Here is a 13,034-nt window from a genome sequence, read left to right as displayed (position 1 = left end):
GGCGGGGTCCGGTCGAGAAGTGCGTGATCGCCCACCACGCCTGCCTGAAGGACCCGGACGACCAGGCCCAGGAGCCGGCCCCAGCTCCCGAACCGCAGGTGCGGCTCCCGGACGGCAGGCGGGCCAGTGTACGACCCGCGAACGCTGCGCCACCGCAAAGGAGTTGTACGGCAAGGGAGTGGGCATCGGTCGGATCTCCGAGTTTCTCGGCCTGGACCGCAAGACGGTCCGCAGGTATCTCCGCGCAACCCACTGGGACGAAGTTGTCGTCAGTCTCGGCTACGAGTACCTGCGCCGGCACGACCTCCGACACACCGGCCTCACCTGGTTCGCCGACGCCGGCGTCCCCATCCACGTCCTCCAGAAGATCGCAGGCCACGGCCACATCACCACGACCCAGCGCTACCTGCACCCGGACAAGAGCTCCATCGAGAAGGCTGGCCGGACCTCAGCAGGCACCTGTCGGCGGACCGGCGCCCTCCGCAGGCGACATCCGCCAGCTCGGCTCCGGCGGAGGCCGGAGTGCGTCACCTGCGCCTCGTCCATTGAGCGCTCGACGGTGCACGCTCACCTGCACGGTCCCAGGACTGCCCGCAGGTGGCGGCGGCCCCGCCGGTCGGTGTCTCCGGTCCCCAGCTGGTCCCTGACAAGATCGCAAGAAGGCGCCGCTCCGGCCGTCGATCACCTGGCGGTCCATCAACAGAAAAGCCGCCGGCCTGGGATTTCTCCCAGCCAGTGGCCTTCCGACATTCTGTCGGGACGACAGGATTTGAACCTGCGACCCCTTGACCCCCAGATCGCGAGTTGAGGCGTTTCTACAGGTCAGAGCCCTACAGGACCACGCAGAAGCGTCCGCTCGCGCCTGCATCGTACGGCTCCATGCAGAACGTGTGGTCCCGGATTGGTCCCGCAGTTCATGAGCCTCCAGTCGCCCGCCACGTCGGAGCGCGGCCGCGACGAGTTTACGGATCGTGCTGGGTGACAGCATCGATCGACGGCAACATACAAGGTTTGATCAGACCGCCGAGGCCGCCAATTCTAAAAGTACGTAACATGCCGCGAGGCGCGTAGAAGGGCAACTTGTACGTTTGATAGATCAACTCCAACTCCACCACCTTCGCCTGGGGTCATTAGGTTGTCGATGTCGTCATAGTGCCACAAATTACACGCATGACCGAGCTCATGAGGTAGAGTTCGAAGTTTTGTTGTATTTCGAAGCACTACCGTTACATAATCATTAAGCGGGCCGGCAGAGCATCCCGTGTGACGCCCATCCTTGAAATCTCGAACAGCAAAAGTCACCACCGGGGCGCCGTATCCAACCACGCTTCGCGCATTTCCCCAGAAGCATTCGCGAATCATCTTTGCCGTGAAGACCTGCCCCGGAGTCGTCTCGATCTGGCTAAGCAGATCGGAGGCGCCGCAACCGACATCTAGAGTTTCTGGGCCACTGGGTGTGGATTCGATACTGATGTAGTCACGCGAAGCCGCGGGCGGGTCGGAAAACGGCGACGAATACACAAACGGGCCGACCGAGAGGATTCGCACATTCGCCTTGTTCTTGAAGACGTCAATCGCATACTGGATAGCCTCTAGTGCGTACTTGTAGTCAGCCACTGTGGACCCTTCCTCGTCCAGCTGGATAATGACGCATAGCGTCATCCGCTTTTCCGGGTGCACCCCAATCAAGCCGCCCAGGACGTCGGGGAGAGACATCACTGCCCAGCCTGCGGTAAGGACACCGTCCCAGGCAGTGCATACGGAAGGCCCAAGGTATGGGATTTCACAGATGGATCCGCGGAGGATTCCACCTAGCGCGTTGAGAGCCCCGCCAATTAGTCCCTCGGCGGTGGTAATCACCGGTCCGAATACGGTGGTGAAGGCGCCTACAACTCCGTCGACCGCATCGCTCAAAGCATCTGCGATGTCATCCCAAAAGTCATGGCCGGGTTTGTAAAGGCGATAGAGTGGGACAAGGCCTGCCGCGTTGGAAGTGAAAACATAGCAGGCCACTCCCTCTGCTTGATAGTCGTCGTTCGCCGCAGCAGAATCAGCCTCAGTCTTCGACGTAGTGTAGAAGTGATCGCCCGAGTCTCCGTTATAAAGGCGATAGAATGGCACGGCCTGGTTTCCGGAACTTCCGCGGACGTAGCATGCGACACCTTCATTCTGATATCCTGCGCTCGCAACGGCCCTATTGCGCTCCGGCGCACTCGTGGTGTAGAAGTGATCTCCATTATCGTGATTGAAAAGGCGAAATAATGGGATAGATCCCTGGGTGGGGCTGGCGGCTACGTAGCAGGCGATGCCTTCGAACCGATATCCAGATCTAGCGAGCGCGCTGTCTCGCTCCGGTTCACTGATCGTATAGAAGTGGTCTCCCATGATCTTCTCACTCATCTGTAAATCTAGCGCTCGTGCAAGTTGCTCAGTCGACGGGCAGCAACGCCGGTTGCTGATCTACCAGGGTGGGCTCGGCATGTGCCAGGGCTGCCAGCCAGCTGGCGCTATGTGGCTCCGAATCCAAGATCATCTCCAAGACTTCTCCAGGCGCCGAGCCTACTGGGCCGCCCCTTTGATGAAGTATCGAGTGCCCCTAGTTGCCCCAGTGATTTTTAGCTGATCGCTGCTTCTGCGGAGCAGCATCTGAACGTAGTCCTTCTTTTGTCCGCTCAGCTCGGCCAATTGACGGACGGTTTGGCCCGGGTTCTGCCGGATGAGTCTGAGGAGATCTCGGCGGTCGAGCTCTAGTGGGTCGACGGCCGCTGCTCCGGTGCCAAGTTCTTGAACGACTAATTCCTCCACTGCGCTCGTCAGTTGTTCAAGATCGCGATACTGCAGCCGATCGTATCCGCGCACGTCGCTGGGGACGTCTGAAAGTTCAGTCTTATCGGGATTGAAAGCAATTAAAGCCTTGCCCCCAAGACCGAGCGCCACGCCGTATTCGAGGGTCACATTGGCATTCCAGAGGGTGACATCATAGATCCCAAATGCGGCAGCCTCGATCATCCTGATGATCTTCTCTAGCACGTGGCCGTTTGATACCTGCTGCTCAGCAAAGAGAAATTTGACGTTAAGCGCCGTCTGCATTGACGTATACGCCCGCTTATACTGTGTTCTATCTTCGTAGAGTGCCCATGGATACGCAACAAAGACGTGACGTTCCGGAGGAGCTGGCATTGGGTAATTGCCCTTTCCGGTATCAGGGTTGGCAGCCTCTCCTAGTCTCGGTCTCAGTCCAGCTCCTGGCCACCCCGGTTGCGCTGGACGTGGTGCTAGGAGGGGCGCTCGCGGGCAGGCGCAACAGCTGTGGAGAGCCCGTCGAGTTCAGCGGCGCTTGCCAATTGTCGGCAAGCCGCCCGAGACGGCTCTGACGCTGTGGGACCGCTCGACATCGTGCTTCGCGTGGAGTATTGCCGAGCCAGCTTCCTCCAGGGAACCGTGGCGGCGGATTCTGGTAGCCCCTGATCAATTCGGGCCATCGCGAGCATGGCTCTAAGGTCCAGCCGCTGCTTATCGGCAATGCACCATTGCGGATGGTGTTTCGGATTACCGATGCCGCCGGGGCCCGTTGGCAGCGCACCGACAATCTTGCCCCAGAGCGACTGACACCCGCGATGGCTCTCATGGGATGAACAGAGGCTCTCCGCCAGAGCCCAACGCATGGAGTGCAGACGCGATCACCTGGACGAGAGCATCGATGGCCTACCGGTGGGTCAGACCTGTGGTCGGAACGGCGCCGCTCGCAGGCCGGCCGGACCAGGCCACGTAGCGCCCGCTTGTCAACTGGTATTCCCATCGCTCGACTATTCTGCCAAAGTTCCGTCATGCGAACCTTCCTCAAGGGACTCGGCGCCCTCCTGCTCCTGGTCGCCCTCCTTCTGGGTGCAGTGGAGGTGGTTGGGCTCGCCGCGAGGCAACTCGGGCGGCAGATCTTTCACGGGGTCAATCCGACCGTCTCGGCTGCGGCAGTCACCGCCATGGCAACAGTCATCATCGCCGTGGCGACTCTGGTTATCGGTCGCTTCATCGAGAAGAGGAAAGCAATCGAGACAGAGATCCGCGCCAGCAAAATTCCTGTGTACTCGAGATTGGTTTCCGGGCTTTTCACCCTCCTTCACGCCGAGGCTGGCCCTCAGCAGGCCGCGGCAGCAGAGACTCTCTTCCGTGAGATTACACCAGATCTCATAACATGGTCTTCGGATGAAGTGCTTGTTGAGTGGTCGCGCTTCAAGCGAACCGTTTCAAATCTCCCGCCAGAGGAGGCTGTATTCGCGCTCGAGAAGGTGTTGATGGCGATCAGGCGGGACTTCGGACACAATGGATCAAAGGTGGAAGACGGAGATCTCTTGGGACTCTTTGTCAATGACATTGATACGTACATCACGAACCGCCAGGCCACTCATGGGCGCGTTGCTAACCGTCGTCCAGCGCCATAAAGAAGGGCGGCGGTACGGTTTGGTCGGCGTCCTGTCTGGTCCAGGGTCGAGCGTAATCGGGCGGCCGTAGGCCTGACCGCGGTCTCGGGCAAGCCTGGCGCCTGCGCAAGTTGGCCTAGCCTCGATCTTGCATGACGGCTCGTCAGCTCGGCTGGCGGGCCGTTTCTGCTTGTCCGAGCCGGGTCTTCTGCCTGTAGGAATGCCGAGGGCCCGACTGGCGCGTCGGGTGGGCGCCGGGTTCCACGACTCCGGAAGTACCGCTGCTCGTTGGGATGGGGCGATGTCGCTGGTCAGCCAGGGTCCGGCAGGGTGTGCAGGCGGGCGAACGCGCTGGTGATCGTGCCGGTCCAGGGCCAGTGGCGGGCCAGGCGGAGGTAGCTGCGGCGGCCGGTGGTGACGAGCTGGGCGGCGGCGGAGAACAACCGCAGCCGCATGCGCTTGGGCTCCCACCGACGAACGTCGCCTGCCAGCGCGAGCATGGGCATCCAGGCGAGCAGGTCGAGCGCGAGCTGGACGATCTCCAGCCAGACCTGGTTCTGGGCGGCATCGTGGAGGGGCAGGTTGCGCAGGCCGGTGTCGCGGGCGGCGCGGATGCGGTCCTCGGCCCGGGCCCGCCGGCGGTGCCGCAGCTCCAACCGCGCGATTGGGACGCCCGTGGTGTTGGTGGCGAAGCAGGTCAGGCGCATGCCATCGGCGTCGGTGAAGCGCAACTGGGCGCCGGGGTGGGGCCGTTCCTTGCGGACGATCAGCCGCATCCCCTTCGGCCAGCCCGTGAGGACGTCGCCGGCGAGTTCGGCGACCCAGGCGCCGTCACGGACCTTGCCGCCGGGTTCAACGGCCGGCGTCCAGGCCGGGGCCGGGATCTTCAGCACGGCCTGGTGAACGGCGTCGGTGATGGTCATCCCGACCGAGAAGGACAGCCATCGGCCGCGTGCGGTGAGCCAGTCGAGGAAGTCGTGGGTGCCGCCGGCGGAGTCGGTGCGGATCAGGGTCCGGCGCCCGCGCCGGTATTTCTTCGGCAGCTGGGCCAAAGCCAGGCGGGCCGCTTCGATGTGGTCGGCGGCCGTGTTGCTGCCCGCGTTCCCCGGCCGCAGCAGCCCGGCGACCGGTTCCCCGGAGCCCTCGCGGCCGTGGTCGACGAACGCGAACAGCGGGTGATGGCCGAACGTCTTCTTCCAGGTCTTGGCCGCGTCCTGCTTCTCTGAGTGCGCGAGGACCAGCACTCCGTCGATGTCCACGACCACCTCGCCACCCGCGTCCGGGGCCGCCTCGCCCGCCAACCGCCAGACCCGCTCGCGGACTTCGGCCCGCGCCCGCCGGATCGCCGCCAGTGGACGGGATCCGGCCGCGGCGAGGGTGTCGACCAGGCGGGAGACTGTCGGGTCGGAGGCCACCGGTCCGAACACCGGGGGCTCGGCCCGCAGCATCGCGACATCGGCCAGGCAGTCCCCGCCAAGCGCCACCGCGAGCGCGAGGTCCAGCAGGATCTTGCCCGGGTCGTGGACCGCCCGGGCCTTGCGCCACGGCGCCAGTGCCGCCGATATCGCCGTGTCCAGCCCTGCCTTGCGGGCGGTCTCGACCAGAAGCACAGCGCCGGACTGCGAGACCACCCCGCGACCACCGCCCTCGACGCGGACACGCGGGTATGACCCGATACGCTTACTCACCTGGGAAGTGCCTCCGACGGGCGCGGGAACAAGGGCCTAGACAATCCTTATTCTCGCTGGTCAGAGGCACTTTCTGCTTTGCTGACCACCTGCCGGACAGTCAGCTTCGTGAAAGCGCGAGGCTAGTGTCGGATCCTTCATGACCAGAGTCGAGCCACTGCGCCAGACAGCCCCTGCGCTTGGGAATCAGTTGTCTCCGCGCCACAAGACCGTTCCTGAGCTGCACGAACGCGACTGTGAAGCTCTTTGGCAAGGTCGCCCATCCCCCCTTGCCACGAGTGACCATCCGATCCGGTGCTCACCTGGTGCAAGGCGAAGCCTGTCGCGATCAGCTGCCGCCGCCCGGCCGGACGCCTATGTGACGCAAGATCGGCACAGGGGTGAGCCGGTCGAGGTGGGCCTCACGTGGCGCGTCCAGTCGCTCCGATGACCAGACCTCGTTCGTCTTGGAGATCTATCGCGCCGGGTTTCGTGGCATGTGACCATGGAGTATGGAAGAAAAATCCGATGAATCAATGACAGGCCAGGCCCCTCCCGAGGCGTTTCACAATTACCAGGGACTCTGCTGGTGGTGCGGAAAGCTGGCGGACTCCAAAGAGCATCGACACAAGAGAACAGACGTGGCGCGAATCTTCAAAGATGGAGGGAAGGATGGCCGCGTCGCCCGAGGAGTTGGCGGGAGCGACCACCTGCAGTTCATCCAGAGCGAAAACTCTGACAATCTTAAGTTTTCCAATGTGCTCTGCAGCGCCTGCAACAACACCAGAAGCCAACCGTTCGATAAAGCGTATGCGGAATTTTCCCGATACTTCCACCAAAATGAGGATGCTATCGCCCTGCGCGGCTCATTTCAGCTTTCCGCAATCTATGGAAGAGAGTGGCGGGATCGACGCCGCCTCCTCACCAAGTACTTCGTAAAGCACATTGGTTGCCGGATGGCAGAGGATCGCGTCCCGATACCCGAAGCCGTTGTGGACTTCCTTAATATTTCAAAGGCTCCGCTACCCCACCTTCAGCTCGGCATGGGAATAAATCTTGCTAAACATGAAATGGAGATTCACCTAAGGGACTTTCATGGGATCGACGGGCGTGGGTCATGGGTCGGGGATCACGGCTGCCACTACAGTTCACACAGTGGCCGCATAATCCAGACCTTCGGCCATCTCGGGTTTGACTCTTTCACGCTTAGCTATCAATGCATCCTTGACGACAAGCATGGAGGAGAAAATTACTTCCACGGCAACAAGGTGACGCTAGATTCATTCTGGCCCGATGGCTTTGAGCCCGGATCGGGCGCGGAAATGTGCGACGAATGCAAGACTGGCGCTAAATTTCAGGATTGATCTCGCAACCGAAAAATCCCAGCGGCCAACTCACCGCCAGGGACGACTTCCATCCGACTCGTCATTGGCCATCTGGCGCGACAGTAAGACGTTTCGAGACGTCACCGCGCGTGGACGCACAGGTCCAATATCTCAGAGTCGGTCTTGCCTTCGATAAAGCCGTCAGGTAAGCGCTTCTTGCAGATTTCCAGGTTCTGATCATGGAGCTGCTTCAGGGCGGCTGACACCTGAGGCTGCGGAGGCAGCGTCGGCGATGAAGGTGGTTCAAGAACCCGATGCGCGCTGGCTATGGCCTGGGCATCAAGGCACGAAGCGTTGTCAAGCACGAACTGAGCGTCGCGGGCGGACCAGGTTCCTGGAAGTGTGGCCACATATGCGCGCGCAGCGGAGCAATGGTCAGGTGAGGGTGTCGCAAAGCGAGCGTTACCAATGATGATGCCTACTACGATACCTGACACCAAAAGGGCAAACGCAACAACGCCACGCACGTACCGCCGCATCTTGGCCACCGGATCCTGATTCACTGGCGCCTCCGATTGATCGAGCACCTCTTGAACTCATCGTTGAGCATCATGCACGCTGAGTGGCTAGCTGGGAAGCGCGGGCGGTGGAGGGGTTTTGGCCGGTGTCCTGTCTGGTCTGGGGTCGAGCGTGATCGGGGAGCCGTAAGCTGTTGCGACTCGGTCAGGGCTCTTTGGGCCTGACCGCAATGTGGCCGAGTGGCCCCCCGGTCTTGCTCGACGCAGGTCCCGGTCCGGGCAGGTGGGTAAAGCCGCGGAGCCGCCCGCCCCGGCCCGGTGGGGTTGGTTCTGACCGTTGCCTTCCGTGCCGTCCTCCGCCTGTGCGGGGGTGGAAGTTGGACCTGTCCGTTCCTGCCCCGGCCTTACGACCTGGTGCGTGATTGCGGCGGCGACGTGACCAGCAGTGTTGTGGGCGGCATGATCTGACGCTGTGACGATCAAGGTGAACCGTGCGGTCCTCGGCCATCGGGTGCTGACTGGCGTCTCGCGGCGGCACCTGGTGGATCTGGTCGTCGAACTGGCCGCGCCGTGGCAGGCCGTGGTCGAGGGCCGGCGTGACGCTGCCCGTGGTGGAGCGCGGCAACGGGCGGCCGGTGCGGGTGCGAGGCATCGGCTCGTGTTCGTCGACCGGGTGAGTGCCACGCTCATCCACCTGCGCCACGACCTGCCGCACGCCGTCCTGGGCCTGCTGTTCGGTGTCGACCGTTCCACGATCAGCCGGGCGATTGGTGAGGTCAGGGGCCTGCTCGCTGCCCGAGGCTTCGCGGTGCCCGACCGTCCCGGGGTCCGGTTGCGAACCCTGGCAGACGTCTTCGCCTACGCGCAGGCCGAGGGTGTCGTGCTGCGACTGGACGCCACCGAGGTCCAGGTCCGCCGCCCGACCCCACACCGCGGTGGGCGCCGGGCGTTCGTTTCCGGCAAGAAGAAGCAGAACACGATGAAGGCCACCGTCGTCGCCGACGCGATGGGCCGCACCCTGTGGGCCGGCAACCTCCGCCCCGGACGCATGCACGACGCCACCGCGATACGCAGCGAAGGCATCGACGACCTCTTCCGCCAGTTCCCCAAAGTCCAAGTGCTGCTCGATGACGGATACTTGGGCCTGCGAAGGGACCATCCCGGCAAGGCCGTCACCCCACCGAGGAAGCCGAACAAGATCGCCGCACCGGAAGTCCACCAAGCCCGGGAGCAGGCTCGCCACGAGCACTCGTCCCAGCGCATTCCAGTCGAGCACGCCCTCGCCGACCACAAGCGTTGGAAGGGCCTGGCTCGCTGGACCCACCGCCGCGACACCCTCCCGGCCACCTACCTCGCCGTCGCCAGCCTCGTCTCTGACCGCACCGCCACCACCTGACCGAGGGTTGACGCTCAGGTCGGCACATCGCCACCGCAATCACGCACCAGGTCGTAAGCGGTCCGCGCAGGGCCCCTGGTCCCGAAGTGGTCCCGCCGGACTCCCCCGGACGGCACCTGCGGCTGGTTCGCTGACCCGGCCGTAGAAACGGCAAAAGCCCCGCTGGCCTGGACTTCCGTCCAGTCAGCGGGGCTCCGACATTCCTGTCGGGACGACAGGATTTGAACCTGCGACCCCTTGACCCCCAGTCAAGTGCGCTACCAAGCTGCGCCACGTCCCGTGGTCTCGCCGCCTTGGAGGACCAGCCTGGTGGCTGGTGATCTTCGGCTTCTCGACCTTGTTGCCGATCTCTCGGCGACGTGGAAAACAATACAGCACGTCGGGGGGTGCTCGCTGCCAGGTTTCGGGTGGCGCGGCGGAGTGGGGTTGTGGCTGGTCAGGGGGTGGGGTGGCGGGCGTCGTAGCGGAGGAACGCGGGGCGGCGGGCGGCGAGGAGGAGGACGGCTGCGACGCAGGCGAGGCCGCCGGTGATGACGGAGACGGCGGGTGAGGTGAGGGCGGCGGCGGTGCCGGATTCGAAGTCGCCGAGGCGGGGTCCGCCGGCGACGACGACGATGAAGATGCCCTGGAGGCGGCCGCGCATCTCGTCGGGTGCGGCGACCTGCATCATGGTGTTGCGGAAGATCATGCTGATGGTGTCGGCGCAGCCGGCGGCGGCGAGGAAGAGCAGGCCGAGCCAGAGTTGGTGGATGACGCCGAAGGCGGCGATGGCGAGTCCCCAGGCGGCGACAGCGGTGAGGACGGCGACGCCGTGCCGGTGGACACGGGCGATCCAGCCGGAGAAGAGTCCGCCGGCGAGGGCGCCGACGGCGGGGGCGGCGACGAGGAGGCCGACGGTGCCGGGGCCGTCGCCGTAGAAGCCGACGGCGATGGCGGGGAAGAGGGCCCGGGGCAGGCCGAAGATCATGGCGGCGAGGTCGGCGAGGAAGCTGGTGCGCAGGTTGGGCTGCTCGCGCAGGAAGCGCAGTCCGTCGAGGACGGACGCACGCGCGGGTTTCCCGTCGACAGTGTCGGTGGCGCGCTGGGGGTGCATGGCGGGCAGGCGCCACATCGCGTAGAGGGTGGCGCCGAACGCGAAGGTGTCGACGAGGTACGCGGACTGGGCGCCGTACGTGCCGATGAGGACGCCGCCGAGCATGGGGCCGACGGTCATGCCGAGGTTCATGCCGATGGTGTTGAGGGCGTTGGCGGCGGGGAGCTGTTCGCGGGGGACGAGTCGCGGGATCATCGACGATCTGGCCGGCGAGCTGACGGCGAAGAAGCCGCCCTGGAGGGCGACCGCGGCGTAGAGCAGGGCGACGGAGTGGAGTCCGGCCAGGGCCTGGGTGGCGAGGACCGCGGAGACCAGGGCGAGGCCGCCGGAGCCGATCAGGCCGAGCTTGCGCCGGTCGACGGTGTCGGCGATGGCGCCGCCGTACAGGCCGAAGGCGATCAGCGGGACGAGGGAGCAGAGGCCGACCAGTCCGGTGGCGAAGGGCGAGCCGGTGAGTTGGTAGACCTGGACGGAGACGGCCACAGCCGTCATCTGCTGGCCGATCGCGGAGACGGACTGGCCGAACCAGAGCCGCCGGTAGTCGGGTATGTCCCGGAGCGGTCCGATGTCGGCGAGTGCTCCGCGGGACAGGCGGCGGAGGCGTCCACCGTTGGAGGGCGCAGAGGCAGCGGGAACGGCGGCGGGCGGGGACGTGGTGGGTGGCTGATCGGTGGGCACAGCAACCCATGTTCGTCCACGCACGCCGCGCCGCCCCCGTCGGGGTCACCCACCAAAAGGCGTCAGCCGGTCTCTGCGGTGATCACGTGCCGCTCCCCCGCCTCGACGGCGACGGTGAGCCGGTTTCCCGGGGGCGGGAAGGGGCAGACGAAGTGGTCGGCGAAGGCGCAGGGCGGCAGGTAGGCGCGGTTGAGGTCGAGGACGGTGTGGCCGTCGGCGTCGGGGGCGGGGAGGGTGATGAAGCGGAAGCGGTAGGTCTCGTGGCCGCTGGTGGCGTCGGCGATCACGCCGGTGAGGCGGTTGCCGGAGCGGCTGACGGTGAGGCTGTGGGGTTCGCCGGCGAGGGTGAAGGCGATCTTGCCGGTGATCTCCAGGGGCCGCTCGCGGCCGTCCGCGTTGGGGACGAGGACGGCCTGCTCGCCGCTCTCGAAGGCGGTGAAGACGGCGGGTACGGCCCATTCGCCGGCGTACGGGAAGACGGAGATTCCGGCGAAAGAGGACCGCGCATGGGAGTCGGGGTCGAAGACGCGCAGGGCGAGCTCGCCCTCGCGCTCGATCGGCACCAGGCGCAGCTGGTCGAGGACTGCCAGGTCGGCCTTGGGGTCGGTGTCGGGGCGCAGCGCCACCTCGCCGTCGAGGGCGCCGTCGCCGTGCTCCAGCCGGATGCCGTCCGCCGCGCTGATGCTCAGCCGCACGTGGCCGTCCTCGGCCCACCAGCGGCCGGGCAGGCCGGGGATCTCGGCGGGCTCGGGCTCCAGCCAGTGGGTGCCGGTCAGCGCGAGCGGGCCGTGCGGGGCGCTGACCGAGGCGGTGCGGGCCTCCGTCCAGTGCTTCCATTCCTCAGCGGCGGTGGCGGTCATCGGAACGATCCCTCCCGGGGAGTGCGGGGCGGCCGGTGGTAGCCGGTCGAACGTGAGTGGCGGACAACTCCGACCATCGGAAGCGTCAGGAGCGTCGGTGACGGCAGCGGCGGACGGTACGGCGTCAGCGGTCGGCGGAAAGTGGGCGGAAGAGTCCCTCCTGTACGACGGAGACGACGAGGCGCCCGCTGCGGTCGTAGATCTCGCCCCTGGCGAGGCCGCGGGCGGCGTGGGCGATCGGCGACTCCTGCTGGTAAAGCAGCCAGTCGTCGGCCCGGAACGGGCGGTGGAACCACATCGCGTGGTCGAGCGAGGCCATGTCGAAGTTCCGCTGGCCCCAGAGCGGTTCGACGGGGGCGCGGACGGCGTCGAGCAGCGTCATGTCGCTGGCGTACGTGAGCGCGCAGACGTGGATCAGCGGGTCGTCGGGCAGTGCGCCGTTGGTCCGCAGCCAGACGCCGCTGCGCGCCTCGACGCCGGCCAGTTCCTCCTCGGTCCAGCGGAGCCGGTCGACGTACCGGATGTCGAAGGGCTGGCGGCGGCTGATGAACGGCGGCAGCTCGCCGAGCCGGGAACCGACCTCGTCGAGCGCGCTGGGCAGGTCCTCGGGTGCGGGAACGTCCGGCATGGCGACCTGGTGCTCGATCCCGCCCTCCTCGGGCTTGTGGAAGTCGGCGGTCAGGGCGAAGATCGACCGCCCGCCCTGGATGGCGAGCACCCGGCGGGTGGTGAACGAGCGGCCGTCGCGGATCCGGTCGACCTGGTAGACGATCGGCACGCCGGGGATGCCGGGGCGCAGGAAGTAGGAGTGCAGCGAGTGCACGGGGCGGTCCGCGTCGACCGTACGGCCCGCGGCCACCAGCGCCTGGCCGGCGACCTGGCCGCCGAAGGTGCGCTGCAGCGCCTCCTCGGGGCTGCGGCCGCGGAAGATGTTCAGCTCGATCTGCTCCAGGTCGAGCAGGTCGACGAGCTGGTCGACGGGGGTTCCCATGGGTGTGCTCCCTCTCCCGGCGGCCGTCCGGCTCGGGGTGGGCCCGCGGCCACCGCCTTCGTCCACCCTCAAGTGTCCTCGCGGCCCT

11 protein-coding genes and 1 tRNA gene are annotated in these 13,034 nt (G+C 65.5%); 4 read left to right on the top strand and 8 right to left on the bottom strand.

The genetic code is table 11. The features are described from left to right. Positions 1-19 precede the first annotated feature (19 nt). Positions 20-808, top strand: coding sequence for a tyrosine-type recombinase/integrase (locus FHR36_RS40255; protein WP_407660791.1), 789 nt, complete (start codon positions 20-22; stop codon positions 806-808). Between the two features lie 230 nt (positions 809-1,038). On the opposite strand, the gene FHR36_RS06765 is transcribed toward FHR36_RS40255, so the two are convergent. Continuing rightward, a complete protein-coding gene (locus FHR36_RS06765) occupies positions 1,039-2,400 on the bottom strand; it encodes a hypothetical protein (RefSeq protein WP_253794591.1) in 1,362 nt (453 codons plus the stop codon). A 159-nt stretch (positions 2,401-2,559) separates the two neighbouring features. After that, positions 2,560-3,090, bottom strand: coding sequence for a hypothetical protein (locus FHR36_RS06760; RefSeq protein ID WP_253794589.1), 531 nt, complete (start codon positions 3,088-3,090; stop codon positions 2,560-2,562). 737 nt (positions 3,091-3,827) lie between these two features. Here FHR36_RS06760 and FHR36_RS06755 point away from each other — a divergent pair. Then, complete coding sequence (locus FHR36_RS06755) at positions 3,828-4,439, top strand: hypothetical protein (RefSeq protein ID WP_253794587.1); 612 nt, start codon at positions 3,828-3,830, stop codon at positions 4,437-4,439. A gap of 290 nt (positions 4,440-4,729) precedes the next feature. On the opposite strand, the gene FHR36_RS06750 is transcribed toward FHR36_RS06755, so the two are convergent. Next, a complete protein-coding gene (locus FHR36_RS06750; RefSeq protein WP_253794585.1) occupies positions 4,730-6,106 on the bottom strand; it encodes an IS1380 family transposase in 1,377 nt (458 codons plus the stop codon). Positions 6,107-6,726: 620 nt separating this feature from the next. On the opposite strand from FHR36_RS06750, the gene FHR36_RS06745 reads away from it, so the two are divergent. Beyond that, on the top strand, positions 6,727-7,449 hold the full coding sequence (locus FHR36_RS06745; protein WP_253794583.1) for a hypothetical protein: 723 nt from the start codon (positions 6,727-6,729) through the stop codon (positions 7,447-7,449). Between the two features lie 101 nt (positions 7,450-7,550). Here the strand turns inward: FHR36_RS06745 and FHR36_RS06740 are convergent, their stop codons facing one another. Then, the gene (locus FHR36_RS06740) at positions 7,551-7,997 is read right to left on the bottom strand and encodes a hypothetical protein (RefSeq protein ID WP_253794581.1); all 447 of its coding nucleotides are present in this window, start codon (positions 7,995-7,997) and stop codon (positions 7,551-7,553) included. Between the two features lie 403 nt (positions 7,998-8,400). On the opposite strand from FHR36_RS06740, the gene FHR36_RS06735 reads away from it, so the two are divergent. After that, positions 8,401-9,324, top strand: a complete 924-nt coding sequence (locus FHR36_RS06735; RefSeq protein ID WP_253794579.1) for a transposase — start codon at positions 8,401-8,403, stop codon at positions 9,322-9,324. Positions 9,325-9,530: 206 nt separating this feature from the next. Here the strand turns inward: FHR36_RS06735 and FHR36_RS06730 are convergent. From FHR36_RS06730 to FHR36_RS06715, 4 genes are all read right to left on the bottom strand, one after another. Beyond that, positions 9,531-9,604 (bottom strand) — tRNA-Pro (locus FHR36_RS06730). 156 nt (positions 9,605-9,760) lie between these two features. Beyond that, positions 9,761-11,095: an MFS transporter gene (locus FHR36_RS06725; RefSeq protein WP_407660790.1), complete on the bottom strand. Its 1,335-nt coding sequence runs from the start codon at positions 11,093-11,095 to the stop codon at positions 9,761-9,763. 62 nt (positions 11,096-11,157) lie between these two features. Then, a complete protein-coding gene (locus FHR36_RS06720) occupies positions 11,158-11,955 on the bottom strand; it encodes a DUF1684 domain-containing protein (protein ID WP_253794577.1) in 798 nt (265 codons plus the stop codon). A gap of 124 nt (positions 11,956-12,079) precedes the next feature. Beyond that, the gene (locus FHR36_RS06715; RefSeq protein WP_253794575.1) at positions 12,080-12,946 is read right to left on the bottom strand and encodes an acyl-CoA thioesterase; all 867 of its coding nucleotides are present in this window, start codon (positions 12,944-12,946) and stop codon (positions 12,080-12,082) included. Between the last annotated feature and the right edge of the window lie 88 nt (positions 12,947-13,034).

The organism is Kitasatospora cinereorecta (genome assembly GCF_024172095.1).
Classification (GTDB): Bacteria; Actinomycetota; Actinomycetes; order Streptomycetales; family Streptomycetaceae; genus Kitasatospora; species Kitasatospora cinereorecta.
Note: the sequence above shows the minus strand (reverse complement) of the source record. Positions and strands in the feature narration are given on the sequence as shown.